Annotated in this window: 19 protein-coding genes, 1 tRNA gene and 1 pseudogene; 15 read left to right on the top strand and 6 right to left on the bottom strand. The window is 36.0% G+C overall.

Features of this window, described 5'->3' with window-relative positions; translation table 11 throughout:
* Nucleotides 1–68: 68 nt before the first annotated feature.
* Nucleotides 69–140: transfer RNA gene (locus B4D49_RS00510), tRNA-Glu, on the top strand.
* A 54-nt stretch (nt 141–194) separates the two neighbouring features.
* On the opposite strand, the gene B4D49_RS00505 is transcribed toward B4D49_RS00510, so the two are convergent.
* From B4D49_RS00505 to recX, 3 genes are all read right to left on the bottom strand, one after another.
* On the bottom strand, nt 195–506 hold the full coding sequence (locus B4D49_RS00505) for a DUF960 domain-containing protein (protein ID WP_132870052.1): 312 nt from the start codon (nt 504–506) through the stop codon (nt 195–197).
* 53 nt (nt 507–559) lie between these two features.
* Entirely contained in the window at nt 560–1,093 is a 534-nt protein-coding gene (gene ntdP, locus B4D49_RS00500) for a nucleoside tri-diphosphate phosphatase (RefSeq protein ID WP_199544524.1), read from the bottom strand.
* 85 nt (nt 1,094–1,178) lie between these two features.
* Nucleotides 1,179–1,955, bottom strand: coding sequence for a recombination regulator RecX (gene recX, locus B4D49_RS00495; RefSeq protein WP_286782868.1), 777 nt, complete (start codon nt 1,953–1,955; stop codon nt 1,179–1,181).
* A gap of 59 nt (nt 1,956–2,014) precedes the next feature.
* Here recX and B4D49_RS00490 point away from each other — a divergent pair, with 59 nt between their 5' ends.
* The 3 genes from B4D49_RS00490 (at nt 2,015) to B4D49_RS00480 (ending at nt 4,984) form a co-directional block, all read left to right on the top strand.
* Nucleotides 2,015–2,917, top strand: coding sequence for a hypothetical protein (locus B4D49_RS00490; protein WP_286782867.1), 903 nt, complete (start codon nt 2,015–2,017; stop codon nt 2,915–2,917).
* Nucleotides 2,917–4,269, top strand: coding sequence for a 23S rRNA (uracil(1939)-C(5))-methyltransferase RlmD (gene rlmD / locus B4D49_RS00485; protein WP_286782866.1), 1,353 nt, complete (start codon nt 2,917–2,919; stop codon nt 4,267–4,269). The genes B4D49_RS00490 and rlmD overlap by 1 nt, the downstream gene beginning before the upstream one ends.
* Nucleotides 4,270–4,405: 136 nt before the next feature.
* Nucleotides 4,406–4,984 (top strand): GNAT family N-acetyltransferase, encoded by a 579-nt coding sequence (locus tag B4D49_RS00480; RefSeq protein WP_286782869.1) that lies wholly within the window; start codon nt 4,406–4,408, stop codon nt 4,982–4,984.
* A 242-nt stretch (nt 4,985–5,226) separates the two neighbouring features.
* Here B4D49_RS00480 and pnuC read toward each other — a convergent pair whose 3' ends face one another.
* The 3 genes from pnuC to B4D49_RS00465 all read right to left on the bottom strand — a co-directional run bounded on the left by pnuC (nt 5,227) and on the right by B4D49_RS00465 (nt 7,761).
* Nucleotides 5,227–5,958: a nicotinamide riboside transporter PnuC gene (pnuC, locus tag B4D49_RS00475; protein WP_286782865.1), complete on the bottom strand. Its 732-nt coding sequence runs from the start codon at nt 5,956–5,958 to the stop codon at nt 5,227–5,229.
* A 6-nt stretch (nt 5,959–5,964) separates the two neighbouring features.
* On the bottom strand, nt 5,965–6,603 hold the full coding sequence (locus B4D49_RS00470; protein ID WP_199544519.1) for a deoxynucleoside kinase: 639 nt from the start codon (nt 6,601–6,603) through the stop codon (nt 5,965–5,967).
* 390 nt (nt 6,604–6,993) lie between these two features.
* On the bottom strand, nt 6,994–7,761 hold the full coding sequence (locus tag B4D49_RS00465) for a nucleoside phosphorylase (RefSeq protein ID WP_132869422.1): 768 nt from the start codon (nt 7,759–7,761) through the stop codon (nt 6,994–6,996).
* A gap of 255 nt (nt 7,762–8,016) precedes the next feature.
* On the opposite strand from B4D49_RS00465, the gene B4D49_RS00460 reads away from it, so the two are divergent.
* The 11 genes and pseudogenes from B4D49_RS00460 to B4D49_RS00410 all read left to right on the top strand — a co-directional run.
* A complete protein-coding gene (locus B4D49_RS00460; protein WP_004230643.1) occupies nt 8,017–8,271 on the top strand; it encodes a DUF1912 family protein in 255 nt (84 codons plus the stop codon).
* 2 nt (nt 8,272–8,273) lie between these two features.
* Nucleotides 8,274–8,591, top strand: a complete 318-nt coding sequence (locus B4D49_RS00455; protein ID WP_132869421.1) for a helix-hairpin-helix domain-containing protein — start codon at nt 8,274–8,276, stop codon at nt 8,589–8,591.
* A 245-nt stretch (nt 8,592–8,836) separates the two neighbouring features.
* The gene (locus tag B4D49_RS00450; protein WP_286782864.1) at nt 8,837–9,406 is read left to right on the top strand and encodes a flavin reductase family protein; all 570 of its coding nucleotides are present in this window, start codon (nt 8,837–8,839) and stop codon (nt 9,404–9,406) included.
* Nucleotides 9,399–10,001 (top strand): GNAT family N-acetyltransferase, encoded by a 603-nt coding sequence (locus tag B4D49_RS00445; RefSeq protein ID WP_286782863.1) that lies wholly within the window; start codon nt 9,399–9,401, stop codon nt 9,999–10,001. Before B4D49_RS00450 ends, B4D49_RS00445 begins: the two co-directional genes overlap by 8 nt.
* Before the next feature lie 35 nt (nt 10,002–10,036).
* A complete protein-coding gene (locus tag B4D49_RS00440) occupies nt 10,037–12,688 on the top strand; it encodes a valine--tRNA ligase (RefSeq protein ID WP_286782862.1) in 2,652 nt (883 codons plus the stop codon).
* A 647-nt stretch (nt 12,689–13,335) separates the two neighbouring features.
* Complete coding sequence (locus B4D49_RS00435) at nt 13,336–13,668, top strand: hypothetical protein (RefSeq protein WP_199544509.1); 333 nt, start codon at nt 13,336–13,338, stop codon at nt 13,666–13,668.
* Between the two features lie 88 nt (nt 13,669–13,756).
* The gene (locus tag B4D49_RS00430) at nt 13,757–15,190 is read left to right on the top strand and encodes a hypothetical protein (RefSeq protein ID WP_286782861.1); all 1,434 of its coding nucleotides are present in this window, start codon (nt 13,757–13,759) and stop codon (nt 15,188–15,190) included.
* 94 nt (nt 15,191–15,284) lie between these two features.
* The gene (locus B4D49_RS00425) at nt 15,285–15,488 is read left to right on the top strand and encodes a type II toxin-antitoxin system mRNA interferase toxin, RelE/StbE family (RefSeq protein WP_199544506.1); all 204 of its coding nucleotides are present in this window, start codon (nt 15,285–15,287) and stop codon (nt 15,486–15,488) included.
* A gap of 188 nt (nt 15,489–15,676) precedes the next feature.
* Nucleotides 15,677–16,081: pseudogene (locus B4D49_RS00420) on the top strand (oleate hydratase); the annotation flags it as partial.
* A gap of 72 nt (nt 16,082–16,153) precedes the next feature.
* The gene (locus B4D49_RS00415) at nt 16,154–17,236 is read left to right on the top strand and encodes an MmcQ/YjbR family DNA-binding protein (protein WP_199544503.1); all 1,083 of its coding nucleotides are present in this window, start codon (nt 16,154–16,156) and stop codon (nt 17,234–17,236) included.
* Nucleotides 17,237–17,337: 101 nt separating this feature from the next.
* The coding region (locus B4D49_RS00410) for an MFS transporter (RefSeq protein WP_286782860.1) at nt 17,338–17,867 on the top strand (530 nt) is incomplete at its 3' end.

The raw sequence follows: 17,867 nt of genomic DNA, 5'->3' as shown, positions 1-17,867 counted from the left end.
GGTTAGAGCGCACGCCTGATAAGCGTGAGGTCGGTGGTTCGAGTCCACTTGTGCCCATTTATTAATATGGTCCGTTGGTCAAGGGGTTAAGACACCGCCTTTTCACGGCGGTAACACGGGTTCGAATCCCGTACGGACTATTTTATTTATTTTTGTTTAAAAGGTTTAAAAAGAAGGCTTTGGCCTTCTTTTTTTCAATCTAATTCATGTGGTAGTAACAGTGTTTCAGTTCCAGATTGGTCAATAAGGTAGACGATGGTTGGAAAATAGGGATCATATGGATAGTTGTAATCGAAAGAAATTACTGTCTGGTTTGTTTGATTCTGGTACCTAATAGTTAGTTTCCCGTTATTTTCAGTCAAGCGAAATCTAATGACTGAATCAAGTGGGAAGACACCTCTGAGGTAGTTATCAAGAATATCCCAGAAAGTATCAATAATTTCATGTGGAAGACTTGTTGCTACGCCAAAACTAGCGTATCTTTCTTTACTGATTTCAAATGCCATATAGTAACTCCTTCCTTTAGCGTAAAAGCACCCCTTGTGGAGTGCTCGCAACTTTAACGATTCTTAAGTTCAAGATAACGTTTGTACCAAATGTTAATATAGGCTTCTGAAAATGGTCCTTTTTCATTGTTAATCCAATCAACAAGTATTTTGACATTCTCTTTTAAAATAAAATCAATGTCTGGAGAGTAGCCCATTTCTTCTTTGTGTATTTCGTACTCGTCGACATCAAGTAGTCTTTTTTCACCATCCGCAAAGACTTTGACATCTAAATCGTAATCGATATACTTGAGGGCTTCCTCGTCCATGACGTATGGACTAGCAAGATTGCAGTAGTATGAAACACCGTTATCTCTTATCATTGCAATAATGTTAAACCAGTATTTTTTATGGAAATAAACAATGGCTGGTTCTCGCGTAACCCAACGTCTCCCATCACTTTCAGTTACTAGTGTGTGATCGTTAACTCCTATAACAGCATTGTCTGTTGTTTTTAGTACCATAGTGTCGCGCCATGTTCGGTGCAAACTACCATCATGCTTATAACTTTGAATTGTAATAAAGTCGCCTTCCTTAGGTAATTTCATGCCTTACCAACTTTCTACAATTAAACTTATCTGTTATAGTTTATCATAATTTTCTGAAAAAGGACACTTAGAAATGCAATTTATTTCACAAATAATCTCTAAGTGCACTTTTAATGTCGTCATACAAGAAGCCTTTTCGGGCAAGAGCTTGTGTTAATCGTTGGTTTAGTTCGTAACCTTCATATTTTTTACTAAATTTTCGATACTGTTTATCAAATTCTTTATTTAAAAGCTCGAATTCTTGCTCTTCATCTTTTTCAACATCAAGTGTTTCAAAGGCATTTTTTGCTTCGGAGTAAGAGAAACCTTTGTTCATCATATTTTGGATGATTTTATCTTTAAGTGTTTTTGTTGAGAGTTTGTTTTGGTACTTTCGTAAAAGTTTTTGAGCTGTTTTTTCTGCAAGGTCTGAAAAGTCTAAATTTGCTAATTGATGGTCAATAAGCTGAGCATCAACCCCTTTTTGAAGTAATTTTTGTTTTAAAACATAGCCACCTTTATCACCTGATGTAAGGTTTTGTGATAAATATGTCTCGACATATTGAGCATCATTGATCCAGTTTTCTTTTTTGAGATTTTCAATGATTGTTGGAATGTATCGGCTATCAATTTCATTCTTTTCTAGGTATGTTTTCACTTCATTTGCAGTGCGTTGTTTGAAGGAAATTTGATAAAGAGCCAGATTTTTACCATATGAAAATTGAGCATATTTTTGAATATCTTTCAATGTTTTTTCGTCAATTTCCATATTTTTACTTAACATAAAGTGAACAATAGTGTCTTCTGTTACGTAAAGTTTATCTTTCTCGTCAATTTCTAAAAGATATAGCCTTTTTTTCTTTTCGATTTTAGTGATTTTCATACATTCATTATAACAAAAATGTTAAAATAGTAGTGATTAAAGTATAGGGAGGTGATGTGGTGAGAGATAGTAAAATAATTAATTTAGAAGAGTATCGTTTTTTAAGGGCGTGTGATGATGAGTTTAGTCACGAAGAAATTGCTGGTGATGATGATTTTTGGGAAGATGAAGACGATGCATTAAATTCTGAAACTTGGAATTTATATGAGGATCTAACGGAGCTTAAAAAGCGTGTTGATTATTATCAAGAACTCTTTGAAAAGAATGAGATTTCAGAGAGAGATTACTATTTTTCAAAAGTAAATCTTGGGATGTTATACAAACAAAATGGGCTTTATCAAAGAGCTCTTGAGCAATTTGAAGAGGTCTTTGAGCTTGATTCGTCCGATCTTTTTGCCTGTTCCCATGAGATGATGGCTCTCTATATTTTGACTTCTCAGTACGATAAAGCTCTAGCTTTCTTCAAGGGAAAATCAGATGAACATGATATTTTATTAGAAGTACCTCTATTAGTTGGTGCTATTTTGAGTGGGTACGATGAAATGGCTCATCACTTGCTAGAGCTTTTGAATGTAAATGTGAAAGATTTTACTATTTTTTGCCAATCACCTGATTTTTTAATGGATGATATTATGTCTGTTGGGGCGTCTGGAATTCATCAAAAGGATAGTCTAGAAGCGGTATATGTCGGATTTTATCGCATTTTGCCCTTGTTAATGACTGCTGGAAATTATGTACAAGCTTACTTGAATGATTATTTTTCAGAGCATAAAGTTGGGCAGTCAGAAGTTGAATCCTTAGAATTTTTAACAGAATTCCAAATTGATATTTTGCTAGCACATGATATTTATCATTTGCAAGATTTTCAAGTTTGGACAGAAGCAGAAATTTTAGCCCTACCTCAGTTTGGTGAGGCGACTTTAGAAAAATTGAAAGAAGCAGGAGTTATATTTAGTCACTAATGAATTTGAAAGTAAAACAAAAAATTCCTTTGAAAATCAAGCGAATGGGAATTAATGGTGAAGGAATTGGATTTTATAAGAAGACTTTAGTCTTCGTCCCAGGTGCTTTGAAGGGGGAAGATATTTTTTGTCAAATTACCTCAGTTAAGCGTAATTTTGCGCAGGCAAGACTATTAACAATTAATAAAAAATCAAAATTCCGTGTGGAGCCTAAATGTCCGATTTATCAAAAATGCGGTGGTTGTCAAATCATGCATTTGCGTTATGATAAACAATTGGAATTTAAAGATGATTTGATTTCACAGTCATTGAAGAAATTTAAGCCTGCTGGTTATGAAAAATTCGAAATTCGTCATACACTTGGGGTGGAAGTGCCTTATCATTACCGTGCTAAGTTGCAGTTCCAGACACGTTCTTTTAAAGGTAATGTGAAGGCTGGGCTTTTTGAAGAGGGGAGTCATCGTCTTGTTGATATCAAGGATTGTTTGGTGCAGGATGAATTGACACAAGCGATTATTAATCGTGTGACAGAGCTTTTAGAAAAGCATCATATTCCAATTTATGATGAACGCAAGATTGCTGGTATTCGAACTGTAATGATTCGTAAGGCAAAGTCAAGCGACCAAGTTCAAATTATTTTTATCACTAGTCGTGATGTTTTCTTGGCACCTGTGATTAAGGCTTTAACAGCAGAATTTGAAGAGATTAAAGGAATCGCTGTGAACTATAATCGTTCAAAATCAAGCGATATTTATGGCGAAAAAACAGAGGTTATCTGGGGGAATGCAGATATTTCTGAAGAGGTATTGAACTATCAATTTAGCTTGTCGCCACGTGCCTTTTATCAATTGAACCCTGAACAAACGCAGGTTTTGTATAGTCAGGCTGTTGCAGCGCTTGATGTAACTGAAAATGACCATGTCATAGATGCTTATTGTGGTGTTGGGACAATTGGTTTTGCTTTTGCTGATAAGGTAAAAAGTGTTCGTGGTATGGATATTATTCCAGAGGCAATTGCTGATGCTAAGAAAAATGCACAGCGTATGGGATTTGATAATACTCACTATGAAGCTGGGCGTGCAGAAGAGATTATTCCAAAATGGTATAAAGAAGGCTATCGTGCGGATGCTTTAATCGTCGATCCACCACGTACAGGTCTTGATGATAAGCTTTTAGATACTATTTTGAAGTATCAACCTGCTAAAATGGTTTATGTGTCATGTAATACAGCAACGTTGGCTCGTGACTTAGTAAAATTAAGTAAAGTTTATGACGTTCATTATATTCAGTCAGTGGATATGTTTCCGCATACGGCAAGGACAGAAGCAGTTGTTAAGTTAGTCAAGAAATAAGAAAATGATGAAACGTAAGGGGCTCCTTGCGTTTTTTAATAATCGTGAATTTGACAAGTGGTGTTATGTTTATTTTGACACTGGGCTACTTTATCGTTATACTAAATTATTGATTATTTTTGGAGGACTTGTGAGAATGGCCATTACGATTCGTTTGGCAAGCTTAGATGATGCAAAAGCTCTGCTTGATATTTATCGTTATTATGTTGAAGAAACAGCTATTACATTTGAGTACGATGTGCCTAGTTTAGAGGAATTTACAGCTCGTATGCGTACAATTATGGCCTTTTATCCTTATTTGGTAGCCGAAGAGGATGGCAAGATTCTTGGTTATGCTTATGCCTCTAAATTCCATCCTAGAGCTGCTTATGCTTGGTCAGCAGAAGCGACGGTTTATCTGGATAAGGCTGCGCGTGGTAAGGGTGTAGGACGTCAAATCTATGGAAAGTTAGAAGATTATCTAACTCAAATGGGTATCCTCAATCTTAATGCTTGTATTGCTTCAACTGATGTCGAAGATGCCTATCTGACAAATGGAAGCGAGAAATTCCATCGAGCACTTGGTTATCAATTGGTTGGAAAATTTCATGATTCGGGTTATAAATTCAACCGTTGGTATGACATGATTTGGATGGAAAAAATGCTTGGAGAACATGAAAAAGATGTTCAGCCTGTTAAATCAATTCATGAGATTATTAAAAAGGGAGTGAGATAGAAATCGGTAATTTCGAAGAAATTCGATTTCTCAGCAAGTCTTAATTTCTTGTTGCTGACCTAAAACAGTTCACTGAACTGTTTTACTCTCACCCCCACAAGGTTGAGTAGGGTTGTAAAAGTTGATTTATCAACGCATTAGACCCCACTCAACGACTGCGTATTACTTATTGCAATCGTATAAGCAAAAAGGCTGAGACAAAAATGTCTCAGCCTTTTTGAGTTTTCTATTTTATAGTGATGTTAAGCTAGGTTTTCTTGAGTTAGACTTTCTTGTCCTTGGCTTTTCTTCCAGATGATAATTCCTACGAAACCTTGTGCCACCATACCCAGGTAACTGAAGGCAACGATTGGGTTTCCGATAGATAGGTAAAGGATGAAACTGAGCAAATCAACAACTAGCCAAATGTAGTAGCCATCGATGTGACCTTTTACTTGGCGCTGTTGGGCAGTAAAGGAAAGTCCATTTGTGATGGCATCAAGGACAATTTTTTGTCCTCCCATCCAGTAAGAAATAAATCCTAAGCCAAATGTCCAGAAGAAAACAGCGATAAGAACGTCTTTTAGACTGAATTTTTTATCAACAACTAATTCACCATTATCATTGCGGCGTTTTTTCCAGTTATAATGACCGATAAACTCTGTTGCAAGGTAGTAGCAACTTTTGAACATTTCACCGTAAACACCTTGAATGCCAGCCACTAAAATCCCAGCAACATTTTGAATACCATTGGCTTTAAAGGTATGTTGCCACTGAATCGCTAACGTCCATGTCCCAACAAAACCAAAGATAGACATGATAATTGAGAGGACATGTAAGATGTTAAGGTCTCCTGAAAAGAGTGTCGGAATCATCCCGTATAGGGTAAATCCGAGAGAGACTAAGAAGGCAAAGATTACGAAAATCTTTTCTTTTAAGTCAAAACGATTCCAAGCGTTGTTAAATGATTCTTTAAGTGAAAGTTCTTTTTTCAAAAAATGTTAATCTCCAATTCCAATTGATTTCATTTCTTGACGGATCATTTGGTACACTTTATCCCAGTCCTCAGCTTTGGTAACATCGAGGTTGTCGGTGTTGATTTTCATTTTGGGACTGTATTGGTAATCTTCATACCATTTAGTGTAGTGCTTGTGAAGGAGTTTGTAGTAATCTGTTAGACCATTTTCGTCATCTGGTTGTTCAAAATCACGTCCACGTTTTTTGATATTTTTCATGATGTGGTCGAAACTTCCTTCGAGGTAGATAAGCAAATCAGGAGCTTTTTTAGGAAGTCCGTCAATTTCCTCCATCATGTTGTCTAGCAATTCCAAATAGATATTGTATTCTTGATCACTGATGCTTCCTTGAAGGGTATTGATATAAGTGAATAAAGCATCTTCGTAGATTGAACGGTCTAAGACATTATTGTCTGCTTCGTAAGCTTCTTTGATTGATTTGAAGCGCTTGTTCAAGAAGTAAATTTGTAAAGCAAACCCATATTTTTCTGGGTCTTCATAGTATTTATCTAAAATTGGGTTATTATCAACTGGTTCAAAGAAAGCTGTTGTGCCAAGTTCTTTGGCCAAGAGAGAAGTGTAGGTAGTTTTTCCGACTCCTATCATTCCTGCTAGAATAATCACGATGGTAATGCACCTCCAGTATGCTTTTTTATTTTGTGAATATGTGTAAAATGTTAATGTATGTGTGATAGCTTAGCTATCTGTCTTATGAAAAGGTTAGTAAATGTATGTTTGGGTGAGTATTATGGTGTGGAAATAGGTGAAACATGTCCTCCTTTCCCAATATAATATCTATGTTTGACAAATTAAGGCCTTGCCTTGTCGAGACAAAAGTTTTAGACACAATATCTTGTGCCCGGATAAAATAGTAGCACTATATTTTGTGTTTGACAAGAGCTTAAAACTGATTTTTTTGGATTAAAAAGTCAAAGATAGCTAAAAATCAAGCATTAACAGCAATAAAAAAATTTCAAAAAAAACTCAGCTAATAAGGCTGAGTTTCTTAGACTATTATTGAAATACTTGAGTTGCAAAGCTTAAGGCAAGGTTTGCAATGCGGTCTTTGGTTTCCAAATCAGCGTCGTTAGCTAGTGTTCTAGCGTCCCAAATCTCGGCATCTAAGTTGTCAGCTGAGTAAAAGAATTGAAAATGGTTAATTTTTCTAAACTCAGCAAGTGCGGCAATGGCAGAGCATTCCATATCAACAGCAATAGCGCCTTGTGCCTTTCTGGCTAACATTTTCCCATGTGTTTCGCGGTAAATACCGTCAGTTGACCAGACTTTTCCTTCGGTATAAGAGATATTTAGCTGCTCAAGGAAAGTTTTAAAATGCTTGCGATAAGTATGATTAAGGGCGATTTCATCAGCTGCAGGAGCATAGTGATAACTAGTTCCTTCGTCGCGAATAGCTGTTGTGGGGATAATGATTGATGTTTCTTTGATACTGCTATCAAGTACTCCACAAGTCCCAAAGACAAGCAAATTTTCAGCTCCCATGGCGATAATGTCTTCTAAGATAGCCACGCAGCCACTGGCTCCAACATAAGAATTGAAAAAGGCAACTTCTTGACCGTGAAAGTCTAGTGCATAAACCGGAATTTCGAGATTAGCCACAGTTGTTTTGGTAAGTTTACGGTGCGGAAATTCAGCTAAAATTCTCGCAAAAGTGCCTCTTGCAAAGCAAGTTACAGCGGTTTTTGGAAAATCTGGCAGTGCTTGTACGATATCTTTTGGATTGATAATAGCTTCTTGTTTAGCATCAAATTGCGATAAAATCATTTTAAAACTCCCTTCCAAGAATATCTTGTCAAAATATTTTTAATATTCTATCTTATATGGTAGAAAAAGACAAGATTGTATGAGTAAAAAGTTGTTAAATTTTCAGCTATTTCAATGATTTGACCTATCTTTTCAGAAAAATATCTTGAAAAAGAAGCTGTTTCATGGAAATCATGTTACAAATCCTTTACAAGGCTCTCATTTTATCAAGGTTTGTGTTATAATATGACCTAGGAAATCAGACGAGAGGTATTTATGACTTACGAACAAGAATTTTTAAAAGAATTTGAAGCTTGGGTAGATTCACAAATTACAGTTAATGAAATGGCAATGGAAGCCAGCCGTAAAATTGTGGAAGAAGATAAGGATGAACGTGCTGCTGATGCTTACATCCGTTACGAAAGTAAGTTAGATGCTTACCGTTATATCCAAGGCAAATTTGCTAATTATAAAGCCGGTAAAGGTTTCCACGAATTACCAGATAATCTTTTAGGGGAGAGAAATTATTAAAAATGGCAAAGAAAAAGAATCGTAAAAAAGAGTATTTATTGAAATTAAAACGTGCAGGTATCATCAAAACAGCTGCTGCATCAACTGCTAAAGCTGCTGCTAACGTTGTTTCAAAAGCGACTCTTACTTTGGAAGAATTTTCAGCGATTTCTGCCGTAGAAGGCATTCGACCAAAACTTGTTGAGACACTTTACAATGAAGGACTCAAATCAGTTTCTGATTTTGCTAACTTCACTGAAAAAGAAGTTTTGGCCTTTAAAGGAATTGGTCCAGCAACAGTTAACAAACTTAAAGAAAATGGCGTAGCTTTCAAAGCTTAATCCATTTGCGTTAGCTGACCAAATCTGTTAAAATAATAACATTCAGAGGTGTCTTGAAGACCATTTGTTACAGGGAGCGGTGTTATTGAGAAATCCGCACAAATGTCGAGGCTGGTTGCTGAAGGTTGTAACTGAATAACAAAGTTGCGAGTGCTAGTCACTCGAATGTGGGTGGTACCGCGGATTTATAAAAGTTCGTCCCTGTCGAAAGACAGGGGCGATTTTTTGATTGTAGGTGTTAACAGATGAAAAAAACGTTTAATACTTCAAAATTTTATTATGCTTTTCCGATTTTTATATTAGGTTATAAAGATGAAAAATTTTCCTATAACATTACGACATGCAGTTCATCGTTTAGTCTGGGTGATATGGTAGTTATTGGGATGTTTAAGGGGAGTAATGCAGTTAAGCAAATTAGTAAATTTAAAGAATTTACGATTAATATTCCAACTAAGGAACAAGGTTTTTTAATGGAAAAAGCCGGTTTCTTAACAAAAAGAGATAAGTTGACATTATTATCAGTTCCTTATGAATTATCCTCTGTAATAGATGCTCCATTATTAGAAAAATGCCCTGTATCTATGGAGTGTCGGGTAGAGCAGATTCAAGAATTTGGTGAGTATGTCAATTTTACAGCTCGTATTATTAATCGTTGGTGTGATGAGACATTACTTGATACTAAAGGGAATTTTAAGAGTAATGTATTCTCTCCAATTGAGTATATTGGTGATGAAAAGCAACGTATTTATCGTTATTTAGATGACAAGAATAGTGATAAACTAGGAACTTTTATAAGGAGTTTAAAATATGATTAAAATTTTGGGTCAGATAAACGACAATAAACTTCCGGATGTAGAGACAGAACGTCTTTACTTGCGTCAGCGTTTGGTGTCAGATGCTAAGGATATTTTTGATTATGCGAGCTTGCCAGAAGTGACTTGGCCAGCTGGTTTTCCACCTGCAGAAAGTGTGGAAGCAGAGGCATATTATCTTGAAAACATTATGCCAAAGCGCTGGGTTGAGCAAAAGGTACCGTCTGGTTATGGTATTTGCTTAAAAGGGACAAATAAAGTCATTGGCTCGGTTGATTTTAATCACCGCCATGCTGATGATGTGCTGGAGATGGGCTATACACTCCACCCAGATTATTGGGGTCAAGGTATTATGCCAGAAGCTGCGCGTGCGCTTTTAGAAGTTGGTTTTAATCTGGTCGGCCTCCATAAAATCGAAATTGAATGTTATAGTTACAACAAAGCTAGCCAGCGTATTGCTGAAAAGCTTGGCTTTACTCTTGAATCAAAAATCCGTGATCGTAAGGATGCACAAGGAAAACGTTGTGATTTACTGCGTTACGGATTGTTAAAAAGTGAGTGGGAGGAGCTGTCAGCAGCACCTGATAAATTGAATTGATTGACTTATTGAAAAAATTGTAGAAAGGACACATTATGTCAAAAGAACTTTCACCAAAATATAACCCAGCTGAAGTTGAAGCTGGTCGTTATCAAAAATGGTTGGATGAAGATGTTTTCAAGCCTTCTGGCGATAAGAAAGCTCATCCGTATTCTATCGTTATTCCACCACCAAACGTAACTGGTAAACTTCACCTTGGTCACGCTTGGGATACAACTTTGCAAGATATTATTATCCGTCAAAAACGTATGCAAGGTTTTGATACTTTATGGCTTCCTGGTATGGACCATGCGGGGATTGCAACACAAGCAAAAGTTGAAGCACGTCTTGCTGAAGATGGTATCTCACGTTACGACCTTGGTCGTGAAAAATTCCTTGATAAAGTCTGGGAATGGAAAGATGAATACGCATCAACAATCAAACAACAATGGGGTAAAATGGGTATCTCTGTTGACTACTCACGTGAACGTTTCACCCTTGATGAAGGATTGTCAAAAGCGGTCCGTAAAGTCTTTGTTGAACTTTATAAAAAAGGTTGGATTTACCGTGGTGAATTTATCATCAACTGGGATCCAAAAGCTCGTACAGCTCTTTCTGATATCGAAGTTATCCACAAAGATGTCGAAGGTGCATTCTACCACATGAACTACATGTTGGAAGATGGTTCACGTAGCCTTGAAGTGGCAACAACTCGTCCTGAAACAATGTTTGGTGACGTTGCCGTTGCGGTTAACCCAAATGACGATCGTTACAAAGATTTGATTGGTAAAAACGTTATCCTTCCAATCGTTAACAAAGCTATTCCAATCGTTGGTGATGAACACGCTGACCCAGAATTTGGTACTGGTGTGGTTAAAATCACTCCTGCACACGACCCTAATGACTTCTTAGTTGGTCAACGCCATAACTTGCCACAAATCAACGTGATGAACGACGATGGTACAATGAACGAACTTGCTGGTGAATTTGCTGGTATGGATCGTTTTGAAGCACGTAAAGCTGTCGTTAAAAAATTGGAAGAAATCGGTGCGCTTGTTGAAATCGAAAAAATGGTTCACAGCGTTGGTCACTCAGAACGTACTGGTGTGCCAGTTGAACCACGTTTGTCAACACAATGGTTCGTTAAAATGGATCAGTTGGCTAAAAATGCCATTGCTAACCAAGATACTGACGACGAAGTAAAATTCTACCCACCACGTTTCAACGATACTTTCCTTCAATGGATGGAAAATGTTCACGACTGGGTTATCTCTCGTCAATTATGGTGGGGTCACCAAATCCCAGCATGGTACAATGCTGAAGGTGAAATGTACGTCGGTGAAGAAGCTCCAGAAGGTGACGGATGGACTCAAGACGAAGATGTGCTTGATACTTGGTTTAGTTCAGCACTATGGCCATTCTCAACAATGGGTTGGCCTGACACAGAAGCAGAAGACTTCAAACGTTACTTCCCAACTTCAACATTGGTAACTGGTTATGATATCATCTTCTTCTGGGTATCACGTATGATTTTCCAATCATTGGAATTCACAGGACGCCGTCCATTTGAAAACGTGCTTATCCACGGTCTTATCCGTGACGAACAAGGACGTAAAATGTCTAAATCGCTTGGTAACGGTATTGACCCAATGGACGTTATCGAAAAATATGGTGCTGATGCGCTTCGTTGGTTCTTATCAAACGGTTCTGCACCAGGTCAAGACGTTCGTTTCTCTTACGAAAAAATGGATGCAGCTTGGAACTTCATTAACAAAATCTGGAACATCTCTCGTTACATTTTGATGAACAATGAAGACCTTACACTTGAACAAGCTAGCGCTAATGTTGAAAAAGTTGCTGCTGGAACAGCTGGTAACGTGACTGACCGTTGGATCCTCCACAACTTGAACGAAACAATCGCTAAAGTCACTGAAAACTTTGATAAATTTGAATTCGGTGTGGCTGGTCACATTCTTTACAACTTCATCTGGGATGAATTTGCTGACTGGTATGTTGAGTTGACTAAAGAAGTGCTTTACAGCGACAATGAAGACGAAAAAGTTATCACTCGTTCAGTTCTTCTTTACACACTTGATAAAATCCTTCGTTTGCTTCACCCAATCATGCCATTCGTAACTGAAGAAATCTTTGAACAAATTTCTGAAGGTTCAATCGTAACAGCTGAATACCCAACTGTTAACCCAGCATTTGAAAATGAAGCTGCGCACAAAGGTGTTGAAAGTCTTAAAGACCTTATCCGTGCCGTTCGTAACGCACGTAGCGAAGTGAACGTTGCACCAAGCAAACCAATCACACTTCTTGTTAAGACAAGCGACAAAGAATTGGAAGATTTCTTCAACAGCAATGTGAACTATATCAAACGTTTCACAAATCCTGAAAAACTAGAAATTTCTTCTGATATTGAAGCTCCAGAATTGGCAATGTCTAGCGTTATCACTGGCGCAGAAATCTTCTTGCCACTTGCTGACCTTCTTAACGTTGAAGAAGAATTGGCACGTCTTGACAAAGAACTTGCTAAATGGCAAAAAGAATTGGATATGGTTGCACGTAAACTTGGCAACGAAAAATTCGTCGCTAACGCTAAACCAGAAGTTGTCCAAAAAGAACGCAACAAACAAGTTGACTACCAAGCTAAATACGACGCAACAGTTGCGCGTATCGAAGACATGAAAAAGTTGGTGAAATAATAAATCGATTATAAAAGAACGCCCCACTTCAACTAATGGTTGAGGTGGGGTTATTGGTTTGTTAAAAATAAAACAAGTCTTCAAATTTTTTATCGAGGGCAATACACAATTTTAAGTGAGATGGAGAAGTTGTTAGGAGATAATAAAATTGAAAAATATTATAAACGGAATAGGTTTGTTTATCACATATGGAATACCCGTTTTATCATTTACTTAATCACTTATTTAGGAACTAAACAAGGAGTTGTGCAATCTTTCAAATACCCTACTTCCTTATCCGAGTTCTCAGTAATTATCTCCATAATATTAGTTGTTTTATTACTTTTATTCTTTGGCTTAAATATTTTGGTTAAAAGGTTATTCAATTTAATTTTAGTATATAAACTAGGACAAAAACAGAATTAGTTAATAGGCTTAACTCCATGAGTATAGTCCTTGCTCCCATATTGATTATTGTAGTAAAAATTTTCTTAAGGTAATTATAGAACTGGAATGTTTAGGTTATATAAATAGGAATTTCAAATATTATTAGGTGTTTAGAATGGATTAAATAGGTATAAGAATGTTTATAAATTGACTAAGGAAACACAGTCTAAAGACCGTGTTTTTTTGGTATAATAAAATTAAAAAATTTAGGAGACATGGTTATGAATATAAATGGTGTACTAACAACTTATGAAGAATTAACTGAGCATAATTTTGAGTTGTATGATGCTTTTGATAAAGAGGGAGAGTTTCTTTTGAAACTAGAATTTAGAGGGTGGAATAAATTCAAAAGTAACAGTTTAGTATGTTATTTTACTGATAGAGAAGGAAAACGTTATCGTCTTTTTGCATGGAAACATGGAGAAATATATAATCCAAAAAGAAGTGAAATTAATATGGCAACTGTTCAAGATGGAACATGGTGGAAATGTACCGTAAAGCAGAATAGTAAAGGAAATATGGAATGGCTTACGGCAGAACAAGTACAAAAATAAAAATTTGAGCACTCGTTTAAGTTGTCCAGATACTATTCAATACAAAGGTCATATTTTTAGCATAATATGGCACAGTAATTTTTAAAGGATGGAGGGTAAAGTGGTGATAAGCTATATTTCTAGTTTTTTCCGTTTCATATTTAAAGTTTTTGGAGTAATACTACTTTTTACTGTTACTACCTTGTTGGTAGTATTGCCATTATTTAAGGAAAATAACATAATTGGGAAATTATATAGCTATATTGAAAAAAATGAAACTTATTTAGGCCTTATTTTTTCCATATTAACGATTATTTTGACTATTTGGTCAGTAAACAAACAGATTAGGGTTTCAATAGAACAATGGAATAGGCAACAAGGCGAACGCTATAGAGATGAGCAAAATAGGATAGAGGGTGAAAGAAATCGGCGAGAATTAGAAGAAAAGCAAGCTGCAATTGAAAGATTTGTTAGTAATGAAAGAGAGCTTCAAAAAGTTAGACCAACATTCATGGTCAATAAGGTTGGGAGTAATGGGAAAGAGAGTTATAAACTAGACGTTTATATAAATGATTCTTTTATTGATGATGTACGTATTTTTGTAAAAAGTTTTTCAGATAAAAATGATGTGATAAAATCAGAAAATATTGGAACTCTACAATCTGGAAATATTAACTTACCAATATTAAATCAAGATATTGAAGATATAGAATTTATTTTAATCTTATGTAAAACGATTTACCAAGAACAAATTTATTATTTCTACTATTATGGAGAAGTATCATTTCACCTTAGAAGAGTAATAAGTCTAGATGAGATAGAGAAATATAAAAAGTATCTAGATAGAAAATATTTAATAGAATTTATTGGTATAAAAGAACAGATAACAGAAAGAATTGAAATCTACAAGGAAACAATCAGTCAACCGGCAGTAAAAATACTTGCCTTGAAACGTTTTGTTCGAACTTTAGATAAAATTTATAGACAAGATAATACAGATTTTATAGATAGAATTTCTTCTGATGAAAACTTAAAGATTATGGAAATTATAGAAGAATACAACATAGGTTTACTATTAGGGAGGACTTTGAATTATATTGCAAATAAGAAGGGAACAGATACTAGGGAATTTTATGAGAGAATTTTACTAGTTATCCAAGAGTTACTTCGTGAAAAAGATATCTTTGTTGGTAATTTCCCATATGATAGGGATAATAATTACTTTGAAAACAATATTGGTGGGTGGGCTAATAACAATAATCTAAATATCAAGTGGTTTTATGATAAATATATAAATTTTTCAGATAAAATGGATAAAAATTTTTTATTGGAATATATTAGAGATTTTGAAACTCTTCTTAATGCCATAAACTTTCAAAATCCAAGTGAAAAAATACAAATAGGCTTTTCATCAAGAAATATAGAAGTATTTTTAAATGAAAGTGTTGGTTTGGAAAGAGGAGTGGAAAGCCACCGATCAGAGTATCTTCTAGATAATTATAGTAAAAAAATTAGTAATATTCTGTATGATTTAACCAAGTGAATTAGTAATCACGTTTTAATATGATTTTATAAATTAGCTGATAAAGTATTATAGCTAAATATCAAGTTCGCTATGCTTCAACTTTTTCAGGGCTATGGATAAATTGGATAGGGGAAGACAGAAAGTCATTGCCCGATGGATTGATAAATATTTAATAGATGTTGTTTTTCCACAGGCGCTGGGAAAATATCTGGCAGGGATGTTGTCTGACTATATTCGCTTTCGTGTAGGATATTATATTATTACCAAGGTTAATGATGAGGACTTTGTCATTATGAATGTTCATATAGCAAAGTAATCAGAAGAATGGTATTTCAATCTATTTATCACGTTCCTATGTTGCTTCTGCTGGAGGTGATCGCGAAAGTACTGATATTTATGATGACGGTACAGTATATTTTGTCCAATGGTCGTCTGGTACAGCCTTTATCAGTTGATCTATCAGCTTATGATTGATGTGGTTGAGGAAAAGGTGGTTGGTTTACGCGTCACAGTGCCAAAACTGTTCCTTGTATGATGCCTTATATAACAGCCTTTTTCATGCCACGTGAAAAAAGGAGATCGTCCAAATGTCGTGCCAGATGGCGCTGTTAACTTTGCTTTTTAGGACAATTTGCGGAGACGCAGTCTATCACCGAATATTCTATTCGAACAGGTATGGAAGCTGTTTACATGCTCTTGGATATTGACCGTGGTGTTCCAGAAGTTTGGGGGAGCACCTATAATGTGCGTGACTTGCTTCATGCGACAGTTGTGCTACGCGATGACAAGGCTATTACTGATATGAAGTTGAATTTTTTCGAAAAATTTATCCTCAAGCAAGCTCTTCGTAAGACAGAAGGAACCTGATATTGAAAAAAACTCTTACGAGAATATTACCTCATTCAATGATGAAAAGAAAGGGCTGGAAAATGCCATTCCAGCCTTTTTTTGTTATACTTATGCTAAACGAAAGGAGTCCTTATGTCATTTGAATCGGATATTTTTAGGAAAAAGCGGGTGGTGTTTGAGCGTTTGGTACCGTTTGGTTTTCAGAAATCACAGGGTGGTTATGAGTTCCGCGAAACTATTTTGGACGGCGCTTTTGAAGTGCGTGTTCATGTTGCGGCAGATGGGGAGGTGTCAACTCATGTGATTGATACTGATTTGAACGAGGAATATCTTGCCATTCATGTGGCGCAAGCAATGGGAAATTTTGTTGGGCAAGTCAGAGAAGCTTATCTTGCGGTGCTTGAACGTGTGGCGACAGCTTGCTTTGAAGCTCTGCCATTTCTCAATCCACAAACCAATCGTCTCGCACACTACTTGCAAGCGACATATGGCGACATGTATGACCATCCTTTTGAAAAATATCCTGATTTTTCTTCATTTCGCTATCCTGATAATCAGAAGTGGTATGGGCTTGTGATGACGATTGCGCGTGGCAAATTAGACCTTGGTGAGGAGCAGTGGCCGCAAGAAGCGCTGGATGACAAAGTTGAAATAATCAATATTAAGGTTGAACAAGCTAAGTTGCCTGAATTGATTGAAATCAAGGGCGTTTATCCGTCTTATCACATGAATAAGAAGTCTTGGGTGACTGTGGTTTTGGATGAGACTGTTTCAGATGATTTACTTTTTTCTTTGGTGGACAATAGCAGAGCTTTGGTGATTGGGAAGTCTTTAGGGAGTGGTAGTGGTCCAGATTATTGGATTATCCCAGCTAATCCAAAGTATTATGATATTGATGCGGAATTTGCAGCAAGCAAAATCATTTTATGGACGCAAAAAGCAAGTATTAAAAAAGGTGATTTTGTCGCGATTTACATGACTGCACCAACTAAGGCAGTTCGTTATTTTTGCCGAGTCCTTGAAGCTAATATACCAAATGATGCTTACCGAGATGATACTTCTATTAAGAAACTAATGAAAATTGAATTGCTACAGTCATTTTCTGATAATGAAGTAACCTTTGAACATCTAAAATCCTATGGTGTTAAAGCTGTACGCGGCCCACGACGAATGACCAAAGAATTGATTGCTTACATTAAACCATTACTAAGATAAATCAAACACCGTACGATGTGCGGTGCTTTTTTGAAAATAATTTGAAAGAATATTGCAAAACGACCTTTTCAAGCGTATACTGTCTGAAAAAGGAGGTTTGTATGAAAAAAATTGAGAAGAAAAATACTGGACTTTTGGTCACAAGTAGTACAATTTCAAAAGTCGGAGATGTCTTATTTGATTATGTTAATAATTCATTTTTGGCTAGTATGAATGTCAAGTCAATGGTTTTAGTGGGAATCTATCAATCAACGGAAAATATCATTGGCGCTCTTTTTAATCTCTTTGGTGGTGTGATAGCGGACCGTTTTCGGCGAAAGAAAATTATTATATTGACTGATTTTTTAAGTGGTTTAATCTGTCTGATTTTGTCTTTTATCACTCAGCAAACTTGGTTGATGTATGCAGTGATTTTGACAAATGCTTTGTTGGCATTGTTGTCAGCTTTTTCGACGCCAGCTTATAATGCTTTTACCAAAGAAATTGTTGAAAAAGAACAGATTACACTAGTTAATTCTTATCTGCAGACGGTTGCTACGCTAGTTAAAATCATTGTGCCTATGCTTGCTTTGGGGATTTATCATGTGATTGGCATTAATGGGGCTTTGATTCTAGATGGCTTGTCGTTTTT

Origin of the sequence: Streptococcus sp. UBA4344, from assembly GCF_002393675.1 — a bacterium.
Lineage (GTDB): Bacteria > Bacillota > Bacilli > Lactobacillales > Streptococcaceae > Streptococcus > Streptococcus vicugnae.
The sequence above is the reverse complement of the archived record's forward strand: the minus strand, read 5'-3'. Positions and strand labels throughout refer to the sequence as shown.